Origin of the sequence: Oricola indica (assembly GCF_019966595.1) — a bacterium.
GTDB classification, from domain to species: Bacteria; Pseudomonadota; Alphaproteobacteria; order Rhizobiales; family Rhizobiaceae; genus Oricola; species Oricola indica.
Map to the genome: position 1 here is coordinate 478,159 of NZ_JAINFJ010000003.1, position 25,684 is coordinate 503,842.

Genomic DNA, 25,684 nt, shown 5'->3' on the forward strand with positions numbered 1-25,684 from the left:
GCACCTCGTGGACGGTGCAGCGAACGGCCGACGGAGCATAATCCCGCATGCAAACCCTCACTCATCTGCAACGACTGGAGGCCGAGAGCATCCAGATCATGCGTGAAGTCGTCGCCGAGGCCGAAAACCCGGTGATGCTCTATTCCATCGGCAAGGATTCGGCGGTCATGCTGCATCTTGCCCTCAAGGCCTTTTATCCGGCCAGGCCGCCCTTCCCGCTTCTCCACGTCGATACGACCTGGAAATTCCGCGATATGATCGCATTCCGGGACGACGTGGCCGCCAAGAACGGCCTCGATCTCATCGTCCATATCAACGAGGACGGCGTGAAACGCGGCATTGGTCCGTTCACTCACGGCTCGGCCCTTCACACCGATGTCATGAAGACAGAAGCGCTCAAACAGGCGCTCAACAAGCACAAGTTCGATGTCGCATTCGGTGGCGCGCGGCGCGACGAGGAGAAATCGCGTGCCAAGGAGCGCGTTTTCTCATTTCGTACGTCGGACCATCGGTGGGATCCCAAAAACCAGCGACCGGAACTCTGGCGCCTCTTCAATGCGCGCAAGAACAAGGGAGAATCGATCCGGGTCTTCCCGTTGTCGAACTGGACCGAACTCGACATCTGGCAATACATCCACCTGGAAAATATCGATATCGTCCCGCTCTATTTCGCCGCCAAGCGCCCGGTCGTGGAGCGCGATGGCGTACTGGTCATGGTCGATGACGAGCGAATGCCGATCGGCCCGGATGAAGTCGTCGAGGAGCGTATGGTCCGCTTCCGTACGCTCGGTTGCTATCCGCTGACAGGCGGCGTCGAAAGCGAGGCCGCCACGCTGCCCGAAATCATCCAGGAAATGCTGCTGACAACCACCTCCGAACGCCAGGGCCGCGTGATCGACCACGATCAGGCCGCCTCGATGGAGAAGAAGAAGCAGGAGGGCTATTTCTGATGGCACACAAGTCAGAGCTCATCGCGGACGATATCGAGGCCTATCTGAAATCCCAGGAAGAAAAGTCCCTCCTGCGGTTCATCACCTGCGGCAGTGTGGATGACGGCAAGTCGACTCTCATCGGCCGGCTGCTCTATGAATCCAAGCTGATCTTCGAGGACCAGCTATCAGCGCTGGAGGCCGACTCGAAGAAGATGGGTACACAGGGCGACAAGCTCGATTTCGCCCTGCTTGTCGATGGACTGGCCTCCGAACGCGAACAGGGCATCACAATCGATGTTGCCTATCGCTTCTTCTCGACGGAGAAGCGCAAATTCATCGTCGCGGATACGCCCGGCCACGAGCAATATACGCGCAACATGGCGACCGGTGCCTCCACGGCGGATCTGGCGATCATCCTGATCGATGCGCGCAAGGGCATCCTCACGCAAACCAGGCGGCACTCCTTCATCGTGTCGCGGCTCGGTATCGAGAACATCGTGCTGGCGATCAACAAGATGGACCTCGTCGATTACTCGCAGCAGGTCTTCTCCGACATCGACATCGCCTATCGCGAGTTCGCCCGGGACCTGGGCGGCATCGAGCACATTACAGCCATCCCCATGTCGGCGCTCGAAGGCGACAACATCGTCGATCACAGCGCGAATATGGACTGGTACACGGGGCCGGCCCTGCTTGAGCATCTGGAGACTGTCGGCGTCCGCGACGCGGCGCAAACCAAACCGTTTCGCATGCCTGTGCAGTGGGTTAACCGCCCCAATCTCGATTTCCGCGGCTTCGCCGGCTATATCGCGTCGGGCACGATCGAGCCCGGCGACCGCGTCAAGGTTCTGCCGTCGGCGAAGGAGAGCACAGTCAAGTCCATTGTGACAATGGACGGCGACCTGAACGAGGCCGTCGCCGGACAATCGGTGACGCTGACGCTCGAGGACGAAATCGATATCTCGCGCGGCGACATCATCTGCGCCTCCGGCGACCCGGCGGAAGTCGCCAATCAATTCGAGACGACGATCCTCTGGATGGCGGACGAACCCCTCTATCCGGGCCGGCCCTATCTCCTCAAGATCGGCACGGCGACAGTCAACGCAACGATCACCCGTCCGAAATATCGCATCGACGTCAACACCCTCGCCCACGAAGCAGCGCTTGAACTCGACCTCAATGAGGTCGGTGTCTGCAATATCTCGCTCGACCGCGCGATTGCATTCGATGCCTATGACGACAATCGCGAAACCGGCGGGTTCATCCTGATCGACAAGATCACCAATGCGACCGTCGGAATGGGCATGATCCATTTCGCATTGCGCCGCTCGTCCAACGTGCACTGGCAGGCGCTCGACGTCGATCGGACGACACGGGCATCGATCAAGGGACAGAAGCCGGTTGTTCTGTGGTTCACCGGTTTGTCCGGCTCCGGCAAATCGACCATCGCGAACATCGTCGACCGCAAGCTGATCGCCATGGGCGCGCACACGATGATGCTCGACGGAGACAATGTCCGTCACGGGCTTAACAAGGATCTCGGCTTCACCGACGCGGACCGCGTGGAAAACATACGGCGTGTCGCAGAGGTGGCGAAATTGATGACCGACGCCGGACTGATTACCCTCGTCTCCTTCATTTCGCCCTTCCGCGCTGAGCGCCGCCTGGCGCGGGAACTGATGGGAGAGGACGAATTCAAAGTCGTCTACGTGGACACGCCGATCGAGGTCGCGGAAGCACGAGACGCCAAGGGCCTATACAAGAAAGCGCGGGCCGGTCAGATCAAGAATTTCACCGGTATCGACTCGCCATATGAAACGCCGGAGAACGCCGCGATCACCATCGATACGACAACAACCTCACCGGAAGACGCTGCCGAGCAGATCATCGAAATGATGGTGCAATGGGGTGTCATCTCGCGATAGATGCGCTGCCGCCGCATCCAACCTGTAGCAGCGAACATCCCAACATCTCGCCGATGCTTCTTCGAGGGCGATTCGATCACTCTCGTCCTGGGCGTCTATGATGCAGCGACCGACATATCGAATAAATTTGTGTCGATCGTAAGGATGGTCTCCCAACGCAGAGACGTCTCGACTGATAGACCGCTTACGTGTAGGGACGCCCCATCTGAACCCCTCTGGGTAGGCGTGTTTGTGAGCTCAGTTCGCGGGCAGTTAAAGAGTGAAGAATTAGATCACACCCGATTGAGGTTAGTAGCGCTGTCCGACTCAAACTCGAGCGCCCCCATCAAACCCAAGATCCAACGATCAATATTTCTGTTTTTTCCTGGGCATCTTGTATTTGGGGCTTCATAAGCGCGTACAAAATCATGCTGTCCATACAACTCAATACACTTCATAATATTTTTCTTATAAGTCTCAATATATTTTACCTCTCCATCATTTGAATTTCTTATTTTAATATTTATTCCGCTACTTCTTAATATCAGTGGCCAATTTTTTATGGGTTTTATATTATTTAAATCATCGAAAACTTCAGCAATATCAGCATCTATATAGGCTCTTAGCCATTTCAGTACCCTTCTCTTCTCAATTGTTCTTTCTGATTCATCTTTTTCACGACTAGATATTATTAGTTTTTTTATCTCACACTTCTTTAAAAGACGAGATCCAGTGACATGGGCGGAACGAGGGCTGTATCCGGCGTCGATAGCAGCCCGCATCGCATTTGGATTCTTACTATAGGACTTCACAAATTCTCGGTGTCGGATGCGCAAACCGGATTTCTTATGACTCTCCTTGAGGTAGCACCTCTTTTTCATATTATCGCGCACCGCGGTCCTTCCGATATATTTTTCGACTGATTTCCTCCGGAAACGAATCGTTCTCGGCCCAAGCATCATCCGTTGAGGGAATTTGGGGTTACTGTCCGCCCATCGCCAAACGGTACGCTCTGTCACGCCAAACATCCGGGCGATTTCTTTCACATCGATCAGATCTGGCCCTTGCGCCATACTCGCATCCTTTTGTGCAGGATTTTATCTTTTGATATCAATCATTTATTGCAGAAATAATGACATACCGTGACATTGTTTTTGTTTAAATATGTTTAATTTTTTGCGAATACTCCAGAAAAATCATGTCCACTGCTAACGCAGATAGAGCCTCCCCAAAGAAATGGTTCCACCGTTATGTTTAGGAAAACGGAGGATCGAAGATGCCCAAGAAGCGGCACAAACCGGAAGAGATTGTCACGAAGTTACGGCAGGTTGATGTGCTTGTCGGCCAGGGGATGGCGCGTGTGGACGCCGTCTGCGAGGTCGCATAACCGAGCAGCCCTATTACCGCTGGAGGAAGCAATATGGCGGTATGGGAACGGACCGACGTGATCGATGTGCTGACCGATCTGTTCATCCTGCGCAGACCGCCGGCCTACATCCGCTCCGAAAATGGCCCTGAGTTCGTTGCTCAGGCGGTTCGAGACTGGATCACGGCTGTCGGCGCCAGACCCGCCTACATCGAACCGTGATCACCCGGGGAGAATGGATACTGCGAAAGCTTCAATGGGTGTTTCCGCGACGAGTTCCTGAACGGGGAGAGCTTCCACAGCCTTCGAGAAGCGCAAATCCTGATTGAGTAATGGAGGAAGCACTACAACACCAAGAGGACACACAGCGCCTTGGGCTACCGCCCGCCAGCCCCGGAAAGCATCATCCCAATAGACCGAAGGCCCGCCATGCAGCAACAATCACATTGGACCCGTCAAATGGGGCTGCTCGCTTAAGGCGATGCGGCTGATCTGCACCGAACGCTCGGCCAAAGCCGCTCAACCAGTCGTTCAGCGTGACGTCCTTGCGCTGATCGATCAACCCGACGACGATGACTTCATGGGCGTCAACGGGCAAGACACGGCGCCACCTCTGTGGCCGGGGCGTCGTCTCACCTTTCTTTGCCAGTGCGATCCAGTGGATCGCGCTCGATACACCCACCCCGAACTGTGCCGCTGTCCGCCGCGCCGACATGCCTCGGCCCAGCCATTCAAGACCCGCGCCCGAAGATCATCGCTGCGGTACGAATTTTATGAGTGTCACAGCTCTTGCGGATACCGCAATCGAATACCCGGGCCAACGTCGCTTTCTTGGTCAAGAAATAGAATGCCACCGCCCTCCAGTGCGGATCGGAGTTTCATGACGGTCGTGACGGTACCTAAGACTGCCCCGGTCGACTGCTCAGCCCTCTGAACAGTTGTAAATCCAACAGCCGCCTTTTCCGCCAATTGCTTCTGTGTCCATCCAAGCATAACGCGAGCGGAACGAATCTGAGCGCCGGAGATCATTGAGTGATTAGACGCTAATTATGGTTGCTATGATACTCATTTTGATGTTTAATACCCCAATTCTGATTAAGGAGACGTGCTTTTGAATACCGTAGCAAATGAACTTACCCGATTCTCCGCCCTCCGTCGTCGTATTCTCGAAGCCGAACCCGATATCGACGATGAAACGCTGGCCGACACTCTGGAAGGGGCGACCAACCTGCTTGAAGCGCTCACCGCGCTGGTGCGCTCGGCAATTGACGATGCCGATCTGGTCGCGGCGCTGAAAACCCGCATAGCGGAAAACAGAGAAAGGCTCGATCGGCTGTCCGGGCGGCTGGAAAAGAAGCGCACGCTGGCACTGTTAGCGATGGAAGAAGCCGGACTCGACAGAATCATGGAGCCGGATTTTACCTTGTCGCTTCGCACCGCCCCACCAAGTGTGGTTGTGACCGATGAAAGCCTCATTCCCGAATGGTTCTTCGTGCCGCAGCCGCCAAAGCTCGACAAGCGGGCGCTTCTGGACACACTGAAGGCCGGCACCTTCGTCAATGGCGCGGCGCTATCGAACAGCCGCCGCTCGCTTTCGGTGCGCACGAAGTAACGGCGGGGAGGATACGATGAGCTTTGATGCAAAACAGATCCGCCAATTGCGCGCCAAGCTGAAACCGCGCCATGTCCGCGCCCGAACCGAAGACGGCATCACGCTGTATTATCTCGAAGGCTGGCATGTGATCGGCGAAGCCAATCGGATCTTCGGTTTTGACGGCTGGAACCGTGAGACTGTGGAGAGCACCTGCGTCTATACAAAACATCTGGGCGTTCGCTTCGAGGCTGTCTACGTGGCGAGAGTACGCGTAACGGTCGCAACCGAAGGCGGGACGACGATCACACGGGAAGGTTCGGGGACAGGCGAAGCGAGCACGTCCACGCCGGGCAAGGCGCATGAACTTGCCCTGAAGGCGGCGGAAACCGATGCGACCAAGCGGGCACTGATGACCTTCGGCAATGCGTTCGGGCTCTCGCTTTATGATCCCAATGGCTCACATCGGACAGCCGTCCCGCAAGCGATTAACGGACGCTACCAAGATGGCGGCATTATCGGAGCTTCTCCGGTCTCGAAGGACGCAGCTATCCCCACAGAAACCTCCTGCGACAAAAGTGATCCGGGGAAAGGCCGAGGTTCGAACCGGGGAACAAACGGCGCAACGATCGCTTGCGAAGCCGTTGCGCAACATGCCACCCCACAGATGGACCCGATCAATGGTTCCGGCCCTACGGCATCAAAAAGGAAGGATTCGGGTTCTTCACCCCAATCCGATCATCTGCCCGCGATCGACGCCGGTCGAGATCAGGCGGGCAAGGGCGGCACTTATCAAACCGATGAGGGAGTATCGAACCACAGGCCGCAATGCCGGATCGATAAATCGACACTTACCCTTTCCGAGCCGAAGCGCGTTCGCGATCCCGAGCATCTACGCTTTGTCGTTACCAATGGCTGTGCGATCTGCGGGCGCAACCGCACCCACGCCCATCACCTGACTTTTGCCCAGCCGCATGCTCTTGGTCGCAAGGTCTCTGATGAATTTACCGTTCCCTTGTGTGCGCAGCATCACGGCGAATTGCATCACGCGGGAAACGAAGAAGCATGGTGGCGCGACCACAAGCTTGATCCGCTTGCCATCGCTGACGACCTTTGGATGCGAAGTCGCAAAAAGAGAATGCGGCTTTGAAAAAGGCCCCGGTCGCGAGATGGACGAGACGCCAAACATTCGTATCCAGATCGCGGTCGAGGCGATATTTGTAGACCGCCATAACCAAAGGTCAAATGATGGCGATCGCCTGATCGAGCAGTCGAGCAATTCCCGCGCGGAGCTTCTGATTGCGGTTCTGATATGATGGAACATTTGTGCGATGATAGCCTGGGTATTATGAAATCTACCCGACGAGGTTTGGCGTTGGATTGATGCTCTGTTTCACGCCCCGTTTGCGCAGTGGCTCGATCGTGCCGGGCTCGTCGATATCTTCGAGGAAATGGGCCTTTCATGTTTATTGATACCCGCATCGCTCAAGAATTCCTGAGAACCATAATATGCTTTGAGGTTCGCGTGGGCCTTCATTTGAAAAGGTCGAAGGTCGCGTCATCGGACGGCATCAGATTACTGGCGAACAGTGTTAGTGTCTAACAGCCTCCCTCCGATCTTCATGTTATGTCCGCGGCTGAGCCGCGGATCAGCGTGTTCGGCAAGAAGCACGTCTTTTGACGGGCAAGGAGAGGCGCTTAGAGACGAAGTTCACCGGTCCGCAAAACAATTTGGCTGCACGGGCCGTCCGGGATGTTGTGCGCACGGACAGTGGGTTTACTTGTCCCAGCACCTTCGCTTGCGAAGGATCACGGTGGATAGTCGTAAAGCCAAAGACACGCGCATTGAGGAGCCGTCGGCTGTATTCGGCACACGTTAATGTTGAACAATGCATACATGTCCCGTATTGTTATCGGGGGCTGGGTATTCCGAATGGAAAACACTCATGCACGTCACGATTCCCTTGTTCCGCGGCTGTCTGAAGATCAAATCATATCGCTATCTGCGTACGCGTGAACGCGATGGAGAGGTGCCGGTATGGAAAGTGGGCGGCCTATACCTCATCTATCGTCGCGCCCAGGGGTCCTGAAGTTCCTGATCGCGCTCGAATGTGGACAAAGCTATCCAGTGGCAGCTGAGTACACCGCCAGCGCGCTTGCAGGCTCGACCTCAACACTCCAGCAGCCGCGGGCGTCCTAACCGGCTCGCTCATTCTGGCAAACGGAGTGCCTGTTAAATTCCATCTCGGATGACTGGCTGGGGCGGCTGGATTCGAACCAGCGCATGGCGGTACCAAAAACCGCTGCCTTACCGCTTGGCTACGCCCCAATGAGATCGCCGTCGCTGCGGCGAAACTGGGTCGTCGATATATTGGCAATTAAACGCCTGTCAACCGCCTATGTAGCAAGCTTGTCCGACGGCAGTGATCCGCATTGATGCCGATCGGGTTGGAGAAAATATTTATTGGCCAGTTCGAACAGTGCCTATTATTTTTCCGCATTAACTTATGTTTGGCAGCTGTAGCCATCTGATTGCCGTATTTAACTGGAATTGGCTACAGATCGGTAGATTTCACGGTTTACATGATTGCCTCATGAGGTATGCCTCGGGGACAACAACCGACGGATTCGGTTCGAGGTGGGATGATCAGCACTGGATCGCAAAGACTGGCGCTTGCAGGCCTTATGGCGTTTTTGCTGTGGGGCTGCACCAGTGCGTCCGGAACGCTGGAAGACGCGTCCAACTCATTTGCCGAAAACGAAGCCGGCGGTGATCTGCAGCTCGTCTCCGCCCTTCCCGCGCCCGCCAATACCAATAACGGCCTCGAACAAAGGCTCGCCGAGAACGATCTGATAAAGGTGGACGTTTTCCAGGTCGATGAGCTCGACCGCGAGGTTCGCATCGATCCGCAGGGACGGATCAATCTGGCGCTAATCGGCACGGTGCAAGCCGGCGGCAAGACGATCCCGGAACTCGAAACGGAAATCGAACGCGCCTATGGCGCGAAATATCTGCAGAACCCCGAAGTCTCCGTCTTCGTCGAGGAATCGGCCGGACAGAAAATCACGGTTGACGGCGCGGTCCGGAAACCGGGCGTCTATACGGTTACAAGCACCTCGACTCTGCTGGAAGTTGTTGCGCAGGCCGGCGGCTTTGCGGAGATCGCCGACGATCAAAAAACCTACATCTTCCGCGATGTCGGAGGACGCAAGCTGGTCGCCAACTACAATGTCAAGAATATCCGGAGCGGAAAGTCGCGCGATCCGCGCATCTTCGGTGGTGACGTGATTGTGTCATTTTCGTCCGGCTCGAAAATTGCTATGAGAAACCTGCGTGAAGCGCTGGGCGTCGCAAGTAGTGCGTCTTCCCTGGCCGTACTTCCGTTGTAAAATTGATTTGGGACCAAGGTGACTGGTCCAACAAAGAGAACCCGGGGCCACCGTGAACAAATTCGAACCCGACAGGCGCTCTTATGAACTGCCGGCCATGGTCGAGCGCAATGTTGTTCATTATCAAGAACCTGCCTTCGGTTACGGTCGCCCACCGGAAGAGGAAGAAGACAGCCTCGATCCGCTAAAGCTGATCTGGTATGTCATTCACTATCGCTGGCTATTTGCCGCGTCTCTCCTGGCCGGGTTGGTAATCGGTGTTTTCGTAACCTTCCTTCAGACACCGCTTTATCGTGCAACGACCGATGTCGAGGTGATCACACCGAGCGCCAAGGTCATTCAGGATCTGGAACTCGTTTCGCAATCGGCCGATCTGCGCGCTTTCGAGACCGCACGCGAGAAGATGCAGAGCCGCGACCTCGCGCGCCGTGTCGTCTTTTCCCTTGGGTTAGCCGAGGATGCAAAGTTCTTGGCACCGGCACCGAGCTTTTCGGTGATGAATCTCTTCAACCGTATTTTCAACTACTCGCCGACGGCCGTTCTGGACGACCTCGACGCCGAAACGCGTGAAGCCATGGCAGTCGGCAAGGTCCTGAGCGGCCTTTCCGTCGATTTGGTCCGCAACACTTCGATCCTTTCGGTCGGCTACAGCCACGCCGATCCGGGATATGCAGCCGAGGTGTCGCGTCAGATTGTGCGCAGCTATATCGACCAAAATGTCGATAAAAGCGGTGAAACGTCCGATCTCGCCCGCCAGTTTATCGAGGAGCAGGTTCGCGAAACGAAGGCGAAGCTGCAGACGTCGGAAGAGGCGCTTGTCGAATATGCCAAGCAGGCGGGGATCACACTGACGGGCAACGATGCCTCGCTGATCTCCGAGAACATTTCGAAACTCAATAACTCGCTTGGAGAAGCCCTACAGAACCGGCTTGAGGCGCAAGCGTATGTCCAGCAGGTCGAGGATGGCAACGCAGCGGCTTTGCCGGAAGTGTTCAAGAGCGACTCGATCCAGAACACCAAGCAAAAAATCGCTGCACTGAAAGCCACCTATCAGGAAAAGTTGACGACGTTGAAACCGGGCTTTCCGGAGATGCGTCGACTGCAGTCCCAGATCACGGAGTTACAAAAGCAGATTGATGCCGAGGTCGCCGCGATCGCCACTGCAGCCAGAATCCGGTTTGCGCAGGCAGAGGAGAAGGTCTCAGGCCTGCGCGCCGAGATCTCCAAGCTCGAAGCGCAACAGGCTGAATTCCAGGACAAGAATATCCAGTACACGATCTTGCGCCGGGAGGTGGAATCCAATCGCTCGCAATATGATTCACTGATTTCGAAGCTGAATGAAGTTGGCGTCGGAGCAGAGCTGAGAACCACCAATGCCTCGATCATCGATCTGGCTGTGCGGCCAACAGCGCCCTATTCGCCGAGCCTGAAACTCAACCTTGCGCTGTCGCTGCTAATTTTCCTCACGCTCGCAGCAGCACTCGTCTATCTGCTCGAACTGATGCGCAACACCTTCACTGTACCGGATCAGGTGGAGAGCGAGCTGAAGATACCCGTGCTCGGCATTCTGCCGCGGACGCCCGAGGACGCGCTCGAAACCGAAATGGCGGATAACAAGTCGAGTCTTTCGGAAGCCTATCGGTCTCTGCGCACGTCGATCCAGTTCACGGGTGTCGGCGACACGATGCACTCGCTTCTGATCACCTCGCCGGAGCAAAGCGAAGGCAAGTCGACAACCGCCTACAAGCTGGCGCACGATTTTGCCGCTCTTGGAAAGAAGGTCCTCGTGGTCGATGCCGACATGCGCAAGCCGCGCATGCATCGGATGTTCAATACCGACAATTCAGCCGGCCTTAGCAATGTGTTGTCAAACGTATTGCGAAAAGGGGACGTACGTTCGATCCTCCACCCCACTCACAATCCAAATATCACGCTGCTTGCCGCAGGCACGATTCCGCCAAATCCGGTCGAACTGCTGATGTCTCAGAAGATGGCAATGGCGGTCGCCCAGATGGCGAAATCCTATGACATCGTGATCATCGACGCGCCGCCGGTTCTGGGCCTCGCGGACGCGCCAGTTCTCAGTCGCCTGGCCGACGCGACGCTGCTTGTCGTCTCCTCGAAACAGGTAACCCGGAAATCGGCCAAGCACGCGCTGGAACGCCTCAGGAGCGCATCGGGCAATGTTGTCGGCGCCGCACTATCGAAATTCGCGGTCGATAAGTTCGATTACAATTACGCCTACCGCTACACGCAGTATAACTATTACGGCTATGACAATGCGTCAGTTGAAATAGAAGATCATGGCACACGCGCATCCAAGGGCGACATCGCCGGCAAGCTGGCTCGCGGCGGGTCTGATCTCATTGATCGTTTCAAGCGCCGTTTTGATTAACGGTGCGAGCTCGCTGATCTCGCAATTCAACCCGGCAATCGCCCTTCAGATCAATCCGCTCCGTTCCGATGACAGGGTCTCTGTCTCGCTCGCGAAGATTGACGACGCGAGAACCGGCAAGATTGTCGAGAAAGGTATGTTCCTCTCGCCGATCGATGCGCGATTCTATAGCCTGATGGGCGTTCTCGCTGAACGCAGGGACGACCGGGAAGCCGCATCGCAATTCTATCGTCATGCACTGGACCTGCTGCCAACCGAATTGCAGGCGCTGACGCGCCAGCTGGTCTTCGACATCCAGTCCCAGCGTTATCTCGAGGCCGCGGAAACTCTGGAAACCCTGGGACGGCGATGGCCGGATCGATGGAGCAGTCTCGAACCCGCTCTGCCGATTCTTCTATCTGACCCCGACGCCTATAGCCGGATCATGCAGCGTTTCGCCGAATATCCACCCCTGCGCGTTCGCCTGATAAACAGCCTCGCAAGAACCAAGGAGACGTTGCCCTTTGCCTATCGCATGGCTGTCGACTGGCATGATAGCGGCGTCGAGGATGTCGACGGCGTCATCAATCTGGTGACCAATGCTTTCCTGCGCGAAAAACAATACACCGAGGCCTATCTACTGTTTCAACTGACGCGCTCGGAGAGCACAAAGTCGGCATTCGTCTACAATGGCAGCTTTGAAATGCCTTTTTCAGGCAACGCCTTCGACTGGCGCATCCGCAACCAGGCCGGTGTCAGCTTCGACCGGGTCACGCAAGACGGGGAAGCGGACCTTTCGATGCGGTTTCTCGACAATCCGATCCGGTTTCACAATGTCAGCCAATTGGTACGCCTGGTTCCCGGTCGCCACGAGGTAGCCATTTCCTATGAAAGTCGGGACCTCGTGACCCCAAAACCAATCCGGTTTGCAATTCGATGCATACCGTCAGGGCAGATGGTCCTGAGTACGCCTTTTATGGACGCAACAGGCAAACACAACGAACGCCATGGCTTCACAGTGCCGGCCACCGGCTGCGAATTGCTGGAGCTTCATCTCTTCAACGAGAAAATGCCGATGAGCTGGCGCAACCGCTATCGCGGAACGCTTTTGCTCCGGTCGGTTTCCATTGTGCAAAGGCGTGGCGTATGACACCCGGATCCGCAGCGTCTCCGCGCTACGCCGGTGCCGTGATCGTCCTTGCCCTGATCCTAGGCGGAGGCGCTGGCCAAGGAATCTGGACCGATCATCTGCTCGAACTCATCCTGGTCCCGGCCCTGTTTTTCGGTATCGCAGGACTCTGGTCCAACCAACTTGGCACCGCAGCGCGAATCCTGACGATCCTCGTTCTGGCGGCTATCGCGATCCAGTTTGTTCCGATAATGCGAACCATTCCCCTGACCGGCGGTAACGGGCTGGGCTTCTGGTCACCGGCGCCGCAAAAGAGCCTCGACGCGGGGCTTTTTGCGATCGCGGCGCTCGGTTTTTTTCTCTATGTTTCGCTGATGAGTGAGCGCCAGCGGGCGCGGCTGTTACCATATTTCTATGTCGGGCTCTTTCTCCAGGCGGTCGTCGCCGTCGTGCAACTTTCCTTCAGCCGTTCGGTCACCCTGTCGGGGATCCTCCCATTTGACGTGAACACAGGGCTCTTTGCGAATGAGAACCACTTTTCAAGCCTGTTCTTTGCAATGATCCCGCTTCTTGCCTACACGATGATCGTGCGCGCGGAGAGCATGCTGGGCTTCGTCGCGCTCAGTCTCGTCATGGTCGGCATCCTATTTGCCGTCGGCTCTCGCGCCGGAATGGGTATCTCGTCGGCAACCGCGGTGTTGTCGCTGATCTGGTTTGCGCCTGTCGGGAACAAGTTTGTCGCGAGGATCGGCGCGCTTTTCGTCGGAGTGTTTGGATTGCTTGCAGCCTTGTGGGCTTTCGGTTCCGGAAGCTCGCTTGAGGGTGATCAGCGATGGGTCATTTTCGGGACAACCTGGGAGGCCATCGGCGATCACTGGCTCTTGGGATCCGGACTGGGGACTTTCACGCTTGTCTACCCAGCCTATGAGGAGGTCGAGCAGGTGATCGCCGCATACGCCAATCATGCCCACAACGACTTCCTCGAAATCATGCTCGAACTCGGCCTGATGGGAACCGCATTGTTGCTGGGCTATTTTGCTCTCTTGCTGCGCAGTGCATTTCGGTCCGGCCTGTCCGAGGCCGCATTCCTATCCGTCGTGGCGCTTTGTATCCACTCCATTCTGGACTATCCGCTCAGGACGATGGCACTTGCGATAACTCTCGGCTATCTGAGCTCTGTTGTTCTGTCACACAAGGACGACATGGAGCGAGACAGAAACCGGCCGGCGACATACTAATCGGGAACGAGAAGGGGAGCAGGTCACCATCTCTGATCTGACGCGGATCAAGCTTATCCTCACCGAGGCTGCAAAGGGAAACTTCTGAGCCCCTCTCGTCGCCATGCCTGTATCAATCACGTGCGCAGGCAGATGAATGTGGAGCTTCGCGCCTGTCGCTTTCTGGCCAGCATCGTTCTACGCAGCCGCGCCCGCCGCGCGGAACAGCCGACGAGGAGCGCCTCGTCGCGGACATGATCGACGGCCAGAAGGTGAACACTTTCTCCCAAAACCTCGACGTCGGTTTCATCTGGAGCATCACCAATATCGCACTCAATACCGCAGATTTTATTTCATCCAGTGTTGTCGGTCTGCGCCCTGCCCGTCTGCCCCGTTCATTTTCCAGGAAGAATCTCGCTAGAAAATGAATATGTCATCGACATTGCCGAGCGTTTGATAATCAAAGTTATGCAGCACCAATTCGTCACCGGTGCCGTTGTTGAATGCGATGGTCGTGTCGCCGCTGCCGGCGTCATATGTGAATCCGAAACCGCTGGAGTCGACGGCAATAGCGGATACGTCGAGCTGATCACCGTCACTGAGGAAATCGAAATCATCGATTTCGTCGCTGCCATCACCGAAGAGGAAGACGAAGGTATCGGCACCAGCTCCGCCTTCCAGACGGTCATTACCACCTTCACCGACAATGGTATCGTCTCCACCCTCACCGCGCAGTCGGTTTTCGCCGGAATTGCCGTAGAGGATGTCGGCATAGTCCGAACCACGCAGCTCATTCGCGCCAACAAACGTGTCGGTTCCGATCAGATCTTGAACACCTGCAACATTTTCGGTTGCAATACCGGTATCGAGGTCCGCGTTGACTCCTTCCCCGGCATCGGCATAGCTGACGCGAGCCGAACCAGTCATGTTCGTGAAATCCATAAAATCATCGCCATCACCAGGACGGACCTCGATCCGATTGGCTCCCTGGCCATTTCGGTAGTCACCATCGACGTAGATGTAGTCGTCGAACGCGCTGCCGACGATCACATTGAGGCCGGAGACCGTGTCAGTCGTTCCCCAGCCATCATCAATTTGCATCGAGCCCGGCATTGTCGGCGGCGTTCCGGAACTCGGCGCACCTGAAGTCAGATTGGCGACAATAGTTCCCGGTGAATTGTCGTAGACGCCGAACACGTAATCCCAATTCGGATCGCCAAATTCGTTGGTAGCCTTGAGGACATCGTCGCCGGCTTCGCCCCTCAGATAGACCGATCCACCCTCTGCGACGAGAATGTCATTCCCACTGCCGCCGGAGAGATCGTCGAAACCGGTGGCAAGATCTGTTCCGCCACTCAACAACATGTCATTGCCGTCACCGCCATTGATTTCATCACTGCCATCAAAGCCGTCGATAACCTCATTGGCCGCCGTGCCGTTCAGCGCGCTTGCGCCGTTGTCATCACCTGACGTGCCATTGATCAAATCGATGATGAAGACGTCCGCGGGATCTTCGATGGTTAAGTCCACACCCTTCACAACAATCGTATCGACGCCATTCAGATCGATTGTGGTTTCGTCATTGGTCCCGTCATAAGAAAATCCGTCGAAGCCACTGGGATCAACGGTAGCCGTCGTTAAGCCATAGGCCGACAGGTCTATGAAGTCACGGCCAACGACGAAATCCCTGATCTCGTCATTGCCGCTTCCCGGCTCGAAGGAGAACAGGTTGGCGTCACCATTTGCGACTAGAAGGTCGTTACCAGCACCGCCTTCGAAATAGTTGGAACCACGGCCGCCGACCAGCACCTCGCCACCGACATCTCCGAAGAGAACCGAAACGCCGAAGCGGCCGCCGCGGACCTCTTCGATATTGGTCAAGGTGTCCGTGAAGGTCTGACTATTCCAGACGCCGGTCACAATTGCGCTGCCGATGCCCGTGAAGCTGACAGTCAGATCCGTGACGCCGGGTCGGTCGTATCGAACGACGTCATAGCCATTGCCACCATCGACCTGGTCATCACCTTGACCGGTGACAAAGCGTTCATCTTCGTCGGAACCGAGGAAGGTGTCGTCCTGGCTCGAGCCGCGCCATTCATCGACGATGCCAATGACCTCGACGGAAGACGTACCGCCATTGCGCTCAGTCGCAATGCCGGTCGTCGCGTCGATGTCGACACCGCTATAGTCATTGAAATTCAGACCGAACTTGCCGCCGCCGAGACTCGAATAGACGTTGACGAAATCATTACCGGTGCCGGGATTGAGAAGCACGAAACCGGTTCCGCCGGCCAATCCGCTCTTGTCGACGCTGAAGGCATCGTTGCCGCTGCCAGCGATCAGATGCAGCCCTTCTCCCGTTGTAAGCTGGTCGATATTGATCACCCAGTCGAAGCCGATGCCGTCCTTGATGATTGTCGCAACGTCCTGTGTAATATCGACATTCAGCGCGGCGCCGCCGAGATTGTTGTAGATCAGGTCGATAAAGTCGGACCCTGTCACATCGACTGCGTCGTTTCCGTTGCCCGCTTCAATGGAGTCGTAGCCGCCACCCGTCGTAATGAAATCGTCACTGTTCGTGCCTGTGAGATATTCATCACCCGCACCGCCGGGAACCTGGTTGAAGTTGTCGAAAAATATGAACGGCGTTGTTCCCTGAGTACTCAGGTCGAACCCTTCGACGACAATCGTGTCGGTCCCCGCCATAGCGTTCGTGATGGATATTGTCGTGTCAGTACCGTCCCAATTTACGGTGATCCCGCTCAGGTTGGTGACGCCGGCCTGGACATAGGCGCGCAAATCGATCCTGTCGCCCTCGGCGAGATTGAAATCCTTGATGGTGCTCGAATTGTACTGGACAAAGACAAACCGGTCGGCATCGGCTTCGCCCCAAAGCTCATTGGTACCCTCACCTGCGCCAAGGATGTCGTCTCCGTCACCGCCTTTGAAGACTTCATCGCCGTCATTACCGATCAGGATATCGCCGCCATTGTTGGAACCGACAATCATTTCGATGTTTGTCAGCCGATCGATAAAGGCCTCGCCACCCCATGCTCCGGTGACATGGGCGCCGTTGGTATCGACATAGAGCGCGCTGATCGCCGAAGCGTTGCCGTGGTTGTAGCGCGCCGTGTCAAAGCCATCGCCACCATCGACCACATCATTACCCTTGTTGGTCATGAACCGGTCGTCGCCGGTGGTGCCCACAATAATGTCGTCTTTGTTGGAACCTCGCCATTCTCCGACGAAACCATCGACATTCAGCGTTGCTGTACCGCCATTCAATTCGGTCGCGACACCGGATGTCGCGTCAATCGAGACACCGTCATAGTCCAGGAAATTCAATGCCAGTATGCCGCTGGCACCGAAGACGTTGACATAGTCATTGCCTGTGCCCGGGTTGATGAGGATGTATCCGTTGCCACCCGCGACGCCACTTGTGTCAACGACAAAGCTGTCATTGCCCGTATCCGTCATGAGATGGAAGCCGACACTCATCTGGTCGATATTGGCGATCCAATCGAAACCGATACCGTTCTTGGCCAAAGTGGCGTTGGACGGACCAATTATTGCATTGACCGCTGCACCGCTCAGGTTGTTGTAGATGAGGTCCACGAAGTCCGAGCCGGTGACGTCAACCACGTCATTCCCGTCGCCGGCGGTTATCTGGTCGAATCCACCAAGCGGCTGGATCAGATCGTCGGCCGCTGTACTGGACAGGATATCATCGCCGGCTGTGCCGCCGGGAACAACATTCATGCTGCTGGCAAGCAGGAACGGCGCGTCGCCATCACCGGTGAGATCAACACCCTCAACAGTTAGGATATCGCCATTTCCAAGATCGATGACCGTGTCCACACCCCCGCTGAGGGTTACCAGTCCGGCCGTCGTCCCAATTCCGAAAGCCCGCAGATCAATGCGGTCGCCGGAACCGCTCCAGTCGAAATCTCCATTTATGATCGTATCGGTACCGTCGCCCGGCTTGAATACAAACCGGTCCGCCCCGGCACCGCCTTCGAGGAGGTCAACGCCAGCTCCGCCGCCAAGTACGTCATCACCACCCCGGCCTCTCAGGGTTTCGTCGCCCTCGGCACCAAAAAGGATGTCCGAGTCAGTGTCGGAGCCACGAACCTCCTCGATATTGGTCACCATATCGAGGAAATTCTGACCGTTCCAAACGCCATTGATGTTGGCGGAACCAACGCCATTGAAAATAGCGGAAACTCCAGTCACGCCGCCGCGGTCATAGCGCAAAATGTCATGGCCCCCGCCGCCATCGACCTGGTCATTGCCTTCGCCAGTTATGAAACGCTCGTCTTCAGCGGTTCCAAGAATGGAATCATCCTTGTTGGTCAGTTGCCAGTCGCGGACAAACCCTGTGCCCGTGATGGAAAGTGTCGAACCACCATTGCGCTCCGCCGCACTTCCTGTCGTGGCATCGACATCGACACCGTCATAGTTGAGCAGCGCGACGCGGACAGGTCCACTGCCCGCGCTGATATCGATGGTATCGGTGCCCGTTCCCGGATTGGCTATGAAGTACAGACCTGACGGGCCGGCTATGGTGAAACTGTCATTCTGGGCGCCTGCCCCGAAGTAGATGCCGTCGCCAATCTGGTCGATATTGGAAAGTGTGTCGTTGCCAATCCCGTCTTTGCCAACAGTACCCGAAGTCGCCCCGATATTGACGTTAAGGGCAACGCCGAGATTACTATACAGCAGATCATAAAAGGCATTGCCTGACGAACCGGTGAAGTCGATCTCGTCATCACCTTCAGACGCTTCAATCGAATCCAGCCCTGTGTTCGTGTCCGGCAGGATCAAATCATCTCCCGGCGTTCCTGCCAGATTATCGTTGCCTGTCGTGCCGTTGATTTGGTTGGTGCCCGAAAAATAGACTTCGAAGTCATCCTCGTGCAGTTGCGCCAATGTCACGCCCATGAGGACGAAACCGTCATCGAAGCTGTCGCCGTCGAGGTCGCCGAAATTGAATGTCGTGTTTCCGCCCGCTTCGGAGGCAAAGGAAGCCAGCGATCCAGGCGTCACGCCCGACACATGGTCGATGACGATGACATCGTCGGATCCTTGCCCTGGCGTAAAATCGGTAATCGTGTCGAAACCGTCGCCCTGATAATAAAAGACCGTGTCATTTCCGGCGCCGGTGGTGATCGTGTCGTCACCCTTTCCGCCTTCGAGAAAGTCGTCCTGCGCGCTACCGGTGATGCTGTCGCCCAAAGCCGAACCGGCAATATCGTTGATACCGCTCACGGAGTCGACAATGGATCCGCCGCCACGCGTGACCGTACCCGAACCGAGGTCGGCGGTAATTGCCGTATCGGAGAACAAATAATTGAGGAAGACGGAGTTCGAAGCCGAACTCAGATCGGTATAGCTGTTGGCGCCGCCAAAGCCGATGACGCTCGAATTGCCCTCGGTGAAGGCGGCGCTGCGCTGATAGGTGACCTGGCCTTCAAACAGGATGAACTCGGCACCGCCGAAGCCAACCCCATCCAGCAGTCCGATCGAAGCAACACTGCCATCGGCATTATGAAGTGTGGTTTCTTCTAGGTTACCCGACAGGAACAGACCGAGTAGGACGCTCAGATTGGTCGTCAAGCCGTTCGCGGAGTCAAGTACTGTCGTTCCATCTGGACCCGTGATGGTCACATCACTGACCGTGCCAAATCCGGCCACATCAGCCGACTGCAGCGACAGGCTGGCTCCGTCTACACTTACCTTCTGCCCGTTTGCATAGGTGACCTCAATGTTCGTCGCCGACAGCGCGGTGATCTGATAGGAGCCGGCATCCGACGCAAGGTTTGCAACAACCAGATCCCGCAGATCGCTGGCCTGCGAAACAGCACCAACGAGGTCGGTCACAAGAACGGAGCTGGAAACCGTCTTTGATTCGAGCAGCGTCGTACCGTCCGCGGCAAAGCGTCGAATACCGTCAGCGTCACCACCGTCAGGGCTGCCCCCGGGACCGTTGAACGTAAAGCTGGACCCGAAAAGTTCGGTGATCGTTCCGTCGCTGTTGACCCAGCGGATCGTTGCGCCGTCGGTGAAAACCGGCGCATCGCTCAGATCGGCGACATTGGCCCAATTGTTGATGAAACCCGTGAAGGAAAATGCCGCATTTCCCAATCCGGTCAGATCGACACCCTCGACAATAATGACGTCGGTACCGTTGACGCTGATTGTTGTGCTGCCCGGATTGGATGTGTTGTAGTCAAACACGGCGAACTGGCTGACATCAGAGATGCCGGCATAGCTCGAAATGTCGATAGTATCGCCTTCACCGGAATTGAAGTCGGAGATCGTATCGGTCCCGTCGCCCGGCGCAAACACGAAGGTGTCTGCATCCGCGCCGCCAACCAGCGTGTCATCTCCTGCGCCGCCCTCGATAAGGTCGTTTCCGCCGCGACCCTCGAGATAGTTGTTGCCGCCCGACCCGATCAGAGTATCGGCCTCGTCCGTTCCCAGCGCGCCTTCGATGTCTTCAAGCGTGTCCGTGTCGCCATAAGTATCCGTGGCAGTTCCCGTTCCCAGATTGACAGTGACCCCTGCCCCGCCGCTTTCCAGGTTATAATTTACGGTATCCCACCCGCCATTGCCGTCGATGGAGTCGTTGCCAGCCTCGCCGACCCAGCTTTCCGAAGAATTGTCTGGACCGGACCCGAAGTCGGAACCGATCAGCGTGTCGGCATCCTGCGTGCCTTCGAAATGGTCCGCAAAGGTGAATGTAGAATTGACACCCGTACCGACGACCGTGCCACTTCCGGCGCTGTCGGTGACTGTCAGTGTAATGCCGCCAATGCCGGACAGGTTTTCGTAGATAATGTCGAGGCCGCCGCCATAACGGTCGGCAAAGGCGGCCGCGTGACCCGTAATCGTATCGTTTCCGAGACCAGCCAGAATGATGTCGCCATCGCCCTGCGAAGCGGAATCACCACCTGATGAGTTGATGGTGTCGTCGCCGTCGCCGGCATTAATGTTGTCACGCCCACCACGTCCTTCGAGGTAGTTGTTGCCGCTGGACCCGATCAGCGTATCCGCCAGATCCGTACCCTGCGCTGCCTCGATATCTAAAAGCGTATCCGTGTCGCCAAACGTATCGGTGGCGGTCCCTGCCCCAAGGTTCACGAATACTGCGCCGCCGCCGTTTTCCAGGTTGTAGGAAACCGTGTCCCAGCCGCCATTGCCGTCGATGTAATCGTTGCCTGCCTCGCCGACCCAGCTTTCCGAAGAATTGTCAGGACCGGATCCGAAGTCGGAACCGATCAGCGTGTCGGCATCCTGCGTGCCTTCGAAATGGTCCGCAAATGTAAACGTGGCATTGACGCCCGTACCAACGACCGTGCCGCTGCCCGCATTGTCCGTCACCGTCAGTGTGATACCGCCAATACCGGACAAGTCCTCGTAGATGATGTCGAGACCACCGCCGTAACGGTCGCCAAAGGCAGCCGCATGGCCTGTAATCGTGTCGCTACCGAGGCCAGGCAGAATGATATCACCATCGCCCTGCGATGCGGAATCGCCACCTGAAGAGTCGATGATGTCGTCGCCGTCGCCGGCATTGATGATGTCGCGACCGCCGCCGCCCTGAAGACTGTCGACGCCATCCAGTCCGTCTAACTGGTTATCATCCGCATCGCCTATGATCGTGTCGTTTTCGTTGGTGCCCGTCACTCTCTCGATACCCGAGAAAGTGTCGGTATCGCCGAACGTATCGGTACCAGTGCCAGTCCCAAGATTTACGTTAATGCCAGAAGGCCCGCCTTCATTGGAATAATCGACGCGGTCGAAGCCTGCTCCGCCGTTGAAGTCGTCATCACCGGAACCGCCGGTCAAATCGCTGCCGCCGTCGCCAACGGTTATCGTGTCGTTGTTGACACCAGCTTCGAACTGGATCCCGTCGCCGTTGACCGAAGTGGAGTCAAAATTGAAGTCGTAATGTGAATAGAGGACATCGAAGGCGGTATCGTCCCCACCATTATAGGCAAAGATCGCAGTCGCCACGTCCGTGGCGGGTTCGAAGACGTTCTGTATCTCTGCTTGTACGACTCCGCCTGTGTTGTCGAGGAACTGGTATGATGTCACCGTACCACCGGTAACGACAGGCCCGGCACCGAATGTGAAATTGGTCCCGTGAAATTGGGTGATCAGTCCGTTGCCTGTGTTTGTAATTTCGATCAGCGTGGATGTGTTCTGCGTAATCGAAATGGCCCCAAGAAGATGAGCGTCCAGGATGTCGCCGACAGATCCTCCTATGAATTGATCGATATCGGCAGTGCTGATCGGATTGACTGCATCCTGTATCGTCACGTCAATCGTATCGATGCCAACGTCATTGTCGGCGTCGGTCGCCGTGAAGCCGATCCGGCGCGCGCCTGCCGGCGGGGTCGATGAGGAATTGGTCAGCTGGATCGCCTGTGCAAGCGCGCTGATCTGCGCCGAGCCTACCGGCGCTCCCTGGTCGAAGGCTATCGTCAGGGCAGACCCGGCTGTCCCGCCCGACACCGTGCCGATCGCCGTGCCGTTGTAGGAAACCGTATTGCCGCTGACCGTGATCGACAGACGATCAGCGACCGACAGCGTATCGTCCGATGTCCCGTCCCCGTCGGGGAAGTCGATGACCAGTGACTTGCCGGTAAAGCCGGTCCCATCTGGGTTGCTGATCACTATACTGGTGTCGAGGAACACGCCGCCATTGGCGTCAAACTCGCCTACTGTCAGGGACCCGTCCAGATTTGCGATCGTCGGCGCCTGCGTCGCCTCGATCGTCACGTCAATCGTATCGATGCCAACGTCATTGTCGGCGTCGGTCGCCGTGAAGCCGATCCGGCGCGCGCCTGCCGGCGGGGTCGATGAGGAATTGGTCAGCTGGATCGCCTGTGCAAGCGCGCTGATCTGCGCCGAGCCTACCGGCGCTCCCTGGTCGAAGGCTATCGTCAGGGCAGACCCGGCTGTCCCGCCCGACACCGTGCCGATCGCCGTGCCGTTGTAGGAAACCGTATTGCCGCTGACCGTGATCGACAGACGATCAGCGACCGACAGCGTATCGTCCGATGTCCCGTCCCCGTCGGGGAAGTCGATGACCAGTGACTTGCCGGTAAAGCCCGTTCCGTCAGGATTGCTGATCACTATACTGGTGTCGAGGAACACGCCGCCATTGGCGTCAAACTCGCCTACAGCCTTGCTCAACTCAAGGAAGTCAAATTCTGGAACTGCCATTCCTATCTCCACCCCAAGATTACATGATCAAATTTACCATACATGATCTTGTACGTAGGCCTGTCAAGTTTCAGGTAGCAATGCTTCTCTGATCATTCACACGCCACCCCGCAACTGTTTGATTATCGCTCTGATGCCACCGATCGACTGCTCTGTTGGGCTACTTGGCCGCCTTTCAACCGGTGATGCGCAACCTCGGGAAAATCATAGACTAGGGCCGGCATTCCCGCATGAACCAAATGGGTCATGCCAATTTGGAAATTCCGTCAGACTCTGAATGCGAAATCGTATGTCGCCATAACAAGCTAAATATCTGTATGGGCGTTGACGACGAAAATTGATGTACCAAGCTTGTACAAGTCTGAAACCGTGATACGCTGACTGTCTGCTTCAAGCTGAGACCGCAGAACAGGATGCGCGAATTAGCGAAGCCGACACCGCTGATGGAAGCGGCTCTACCACAAGCGTTTCTGTGGACGGGCCTTTTATCGGTTCGCTTGAAACCGCTGGAGACTGGGACTGGATTCAGGTTGACCTGATCGCCTGAATTGCCCTCGCTTTAAGGTTAGCTTGATCCCCGACGAAGGAGACATGCCAAGTAACGATCCAGGTTTTCCGATGAGCAGATCATCCATTGCCCGGCGGACAACGGATGCACAAAGGCTTGGTAGGTTCATTCAACGGGCAGCTCGGCGAAGGATGTCTTAACGATCATCTGTTCCGCGGCTACTGACATGGCCGTGAGATCACCGAGGATTGGAGGATCGACTATAGTCTGAACCAACCAAACACGAGCCTCAATGCGCTCCCCCCGAACGAGTTTGCACCCCGGTCCGGAAGGGACCACAACGTGAACAGGGCTAACTTATAGACGCGGACAAAACTGGGAGCAGGTCACTGTCCGTGACTGCGCCATGCCTTGTCTTCGCCCATCTCAGCGATGTAAGTATCGCCTGCCGGGCACCCTGCAAAAGATCGGCAAACTCACGCTACAGATCGTCAAGCGGTTGGACAAGGCCGAGGCCTTCAAGGTTCCGCCGAGACGCTGCGTCGTGGACCGCGCATTCACATGGCCCAGTAGATGCCGAAGGCTCGCAGGAGCCAGATATATATAATTCGATGTGATTCAGACACTTACGGGTTTGAGAGTTCTGCCGATATCCATCACTTCGCAACGACCAGCAATTGGGAACCGCCGAGGAACCGCGCAGTCAAATGAGGCGCGATACGACTCGCGGCAAGTCTTGCATGCGCATTAAGACTGGACAATGTGAACGCAAGTTTCGTTCGCTCGAATGGATGGTTGTATCGCTCGATGATGATCTCGTATCCGCAATATTCCAACGTCGCTAAGGCAGATTCGCGCGAAAAATAGTGTAGATGCCCTACCATTCTGCGTGCGATTTCAATAGGGGTGACACGTGCAATCGCGGTAACGCTCATATCCAGTGGTATGTTAAATACCTTGAATTCTCCCCTGCTCCGAATCTTCTTCAGGAATCCGATATAGTCTTCCACATGTTCGACGACATCTAGGCATAGAATGCAATCATAGTGCACATCCATTTTTGTAATGTCGCCTAGCGTAAATGACAGGTTTGACCTTTGACGTTGCAAACAAAGTTCATATGCTTGCGATGATACCTCATATCCGTGGAAAGTAATATCCGGGTAGTCGCAACTCAATAACCTAAGTATTTCTCCGGCGCCGCATCCTACTTCTGCAACATGCTTGAAACGAGCGAAATCGCCACCGACAAGCTCTGTGACTTTGTCTGCTTTGTAGCGTGAATCGCTCACATGCCAATCGGTGACATTACTAGCATATGTTCCATTATCATAAATGCTTGGCATGGATTAACCTCTGCTGTGGGAAAATAAAAAAAGGTGATTACCCACCCCTTGCCAACCGCGTCGATCACTGAATCCCTGGCGGCATGGACCGTGTTGATTTGTAGCGGCTTTCGATCAACGAACTGAGTGATCTGGTTCTGCGCCTGCAACGACCGGAGAAGAAGTGTCGAACGTCTTCGAAGCTCTGCCTTCGACGGACCGCAAGGAGAGTTGCGATAAGACCAAACCGGGCCGAACAAAGCCCGGGCATGAGGGTAAGGTCCACGCCATGAGACCGTTCGACCGCTTGGTCGAACACCGCCCCGGTCATGCCCCCCTGCAGTCGCGTCGATCTGCCGGACGACTATCGGGCAATGTGGGCCGCAAAGGGGCGAGGCCGACATCAACACCGTCGTCGACACAGCGCGCCTACGCACAGGCGCTGCTTCGTTCAAACCGTTCTTGGAACCCCTCTCTACCTAAAAACTTGACGAGCGTGGGCGTGGGTAATTACAATTAAGTATTAGCTATCCATTCCCAGAACAACGGGCGTCAAACTCATCATTTATTATCTTCTTTGACGCTCCTTCCCCAACAATTCGAACTATATCGAATAGAATATTTAATTATTATTTACCTCGTTGGAAAATCATCAAAACACCACTTTTAGTCATTTTTCCCAACAAATACGAGAATGTTTTACGGCGTCACCGC

14 protein-coding genes, 1 tRNA gene and 5 pseudogenes are annotated in these 25,684 nt (G+C 56.0%); 13 read left to right on the plus strand and 7 right to left on the minus strand.

Annotated features, from left to right (window positions below; translation table 11 throughout):
* Positions 1–47: 47 nt before the first annotated feature.
* Together cysD and cysN are read left to right on the plus strand one after the other, a co-directional pair.
* Positions 48–950, plus strand: coding sequence for a sulfate adenylyltransferase subunit CysD (cysD, locus tag LC343_RS11055; RefSeq protein ID WP_223477166.1), 903 nt, complete (start codon positions 48–50; stop codon positions 948–950).
* Entirely contained in the window at positions 950–2,857 is a 1,908-nt protein-coding gene (cysN, locus tag LC343_RS11060) for a sulfate adenylyltransferase subunit CysN (protein ID WP_223477167.1), read from the plus strand. The genes cysD and cysN overlap by 1 nt, the downstream gene beginning before the upstream one ends.
* 272 nt (positions 2,858–3,129) lie before the next feature.
* Here cysN and LC343_RS11065 read toward each other — a convergent pair whose 3' ends face one another.
* Positions 3,130–3,909 (minus strand): terminase small subunit, encoded by a 780-nt coding sequence (locus LC343_RS11065; protein ID WP_223477168.1) that lies wholly within the window; start codon positions 3,907–3,909, stop codon positions 3,130–3,132.
* Positions 3,910–4,277: 368 nt separating this feature from the next.
* On the opposite strand from LC343_RS11065, the pseudogene LC343_RS11070 reads away from it, so the two are divergent.
* Positions 4,278–4,679: pseudogene (locus LC343_RS11070) on the plus strand (integrase core domain-containing protein); the annotation flags it as partial.
* Here the strand turns inward: LC343_RS11070 and LC343_RS11075 are convergent.
* Both LC343_RS11075 and LC343_RS25350 read right to left on the minus strand, forming a co-directional pair.
* Positions 4,677–4,937 (minus strand): annotated as a pseudogene (locus tag LC343_RS11075) (IS630 family transposase); the annotation flags it as partial. The pseudogenes LC343_RS11070 and LC343_RS11075 overlap by 3 nt on opposite strands.
* A gap of 45 nt (positions 4,938–4,982) precedes the next feature.
* Positions 4,983–5,231, minus strand: coding sequence for a helix-turn-helix domain-containing protein (locus LC343_RS25350; RefSeq protein WP_428982540.1), 249 nt, complete (start codon positions 5,229–5,231; stop codon positions 4,983–4,985).
* Between the two features lie 76 nt (positions 5,232–5,307).
* Between LC343_RS25350 and LC343_RS11080 the strand changes: the two genes are divergently transcribed.
* Positions 5,308–5,814, plus strand: coding sequence for a siphovirus Gp157 family protein (locus tag LC343_RS11080; RefSeq protein ID WP_223477169.1), 507 nt, complete (start codon positions 5,308–5,310; stop codon positions 5,812–5,814).
* A gap of 16 nt (positions 5,815–5,830) precedes the next feature.
* Positions 5,831–6,943: a Rad52/Rad22 family DNA repair protein gene (locus LC343_RS11085; protein WP_223477170.1), complete on the plus strand. Its 1,113-nt coding sequence runs from the start codon at positions 5,831–5,833 to the stop codon at positions 6,941–6,943.
* Positions 6,944–8,047: 1,104 nt separating this feature from the next.
* Here the strand turns inward: LC343_RS11085 and LC343_RS11090 are convergent.
* A tRNA-Gln gene (locus tag LC343_RS11090) sits at positions 8,048–8,122 on the minus strand.
* Positions 8,123–8,436: 314 nt separating this feature from the next.
* Between LC343_RS11090 and LC343_RS11095 the strand changes: the two genes are divergently transcribed.
* Positions 8,437–9,183 (plus strand): polysaccharide biosynthesis/export family protein, encoded by a 747-nt coding sequence (locus tag LC343_RS11095; RefSeq protein WP_223477171.1) that lies wholly within the window; start codon positions 8,437–8,439, stop codon positions 9,181–9,183.
* A 52-nt stretch (positions 9,184–9,235) separates the two neighbouring features.
* A complete protein-coding gene (locus LC343_RS11100) occupies positions 9,236–11,578 on the plus strand; it encodes a GumC family protein (protein ID WP_223477172.1) in 2,343 nt (780 codons plus the stop codon).
* Here LC343_RS11100 and LC343_RS11105 read toward each other — a convergent pair.
* A complete protein-coding gene (locus LC343_RS11105) occupies positions 11,559–11,813 on the minus strand; it encodes a hypothetical protein (protein ID WP_223477173.1) in 255 nt (84 codons plus the stop codon). The genes LC343_RS11100 and LC343_RS11105 overlap by 20 nt on opposite strands.
* A gap of 24 nt (positions 11,814–11,837) precedes the next feature.
* On the opposite strand from LC343_RS11105, the gene LC343_RS11110 reads away from it, so the two are divergent.
* The 4 genes and pseudogenes from LC343_RS11110 to LC343_RS11125 all read left to right on the plus strand — a co-directional run bounded on the left by LC343_RS11110 (position 11,838) and on the right by LC343_RS11125 (position 14,331).
* Positions 11,838–12,707, plus strand: a complete 870-nt coding sequence (locus tag LC343_RS11110; RefSeq protein ID WP_223477174.1) for a hypothetical protein — start codon at positions 11,838–11,840, stop codon at positions 12,705–12,707.
* Positions 12,704–13,924, plus strand: a complete 1,221-nt coding sequence (locus LC343_RS11115) for an O-antigen ligase family protein (RefSeq protein WP_223477175.1) — start codon at positions 12,704–12,706, stop codon at positions 13,922–13,924. The genes LC343_RS11110 and LC343_RS11115 overlap by 4 nt, the downstream gene beginning before the upstream one ends.
* Positions 13,925–13,952: 28 nt before the next feature.
* A pseudogene (locus LC343_RS11120) lies at positions 13,953–14,166 on the plus strand (IS3 family transposase); the annotation flags it as partial.
* A complete protein-coding gene (locus LC343_RS11125) occupies positions 14,158–14,331 on the plus strand; it encodes a hypothetical protein (RefSeq protein ID WP_223477295.1) in 174 nt (57 codons plus the stop codon). The pseudogene LC343_RS11120 and the gene LC343_RS11125, both read left to right, overlap by 9 nt.
* Here the strand turns inward: LC343_RS11125 and LC343_RS11130 are convergent.
* Complete coding sequence (locus LC343_RS11130) at positions 14,321–23,137, minus strand: hypothetical protein (protein ID WP_223477176.1); 8,817 nt, start codon at positions 23,135–23,137, stop codon at positions 14,321–14,323. The genes LC343_RS11125 and LC343_RS11130 overlap by 11 nt on opposite strands.
* A gap of 950 nt (positions 23,138–24,087) precedes the next feature.
* Between LC343_RS11130 and LC343_RS11135 the strand changes: the two are divergent.
* Positions 24,088–24,234, plus strand: a pseudogene (locus tag LC343_RS11135) (IS5/IS1182 family transposase); the annotation flags it as partial.
* A gap of 67 nt (positions 24,235–24,301) precedes the next feature.
* Here LC343_RS11135 and LC343_RS11140 read toward each other — a convergent pair.
* Positions 24,302–24,991: a class I SAM-dependent methyltransferase gene (locus tag LC343_RS11140; RefSeq protein ID WP_223477177.1), complete on the minus strand. Its 690-nt coding sequence runs from the start codon at positions 24,989–24,991 to the stop codon at positions 24,302–24,304.
* Positions 24,992–25,104: 113 nt separating this feature from the next.
* Between LC343_RS11140 and LC343_RS11145 the strand changes: the two are divergent.
* Positions 25,105–25,307 (plus strand): annotated as a pseudogene (locus LC343_RS11145) (IS66 family transposase); the annotation flags it as partial.
* Between the last annotated feature and the right edge of the window lie 377 nt (positions 25,308–25,684).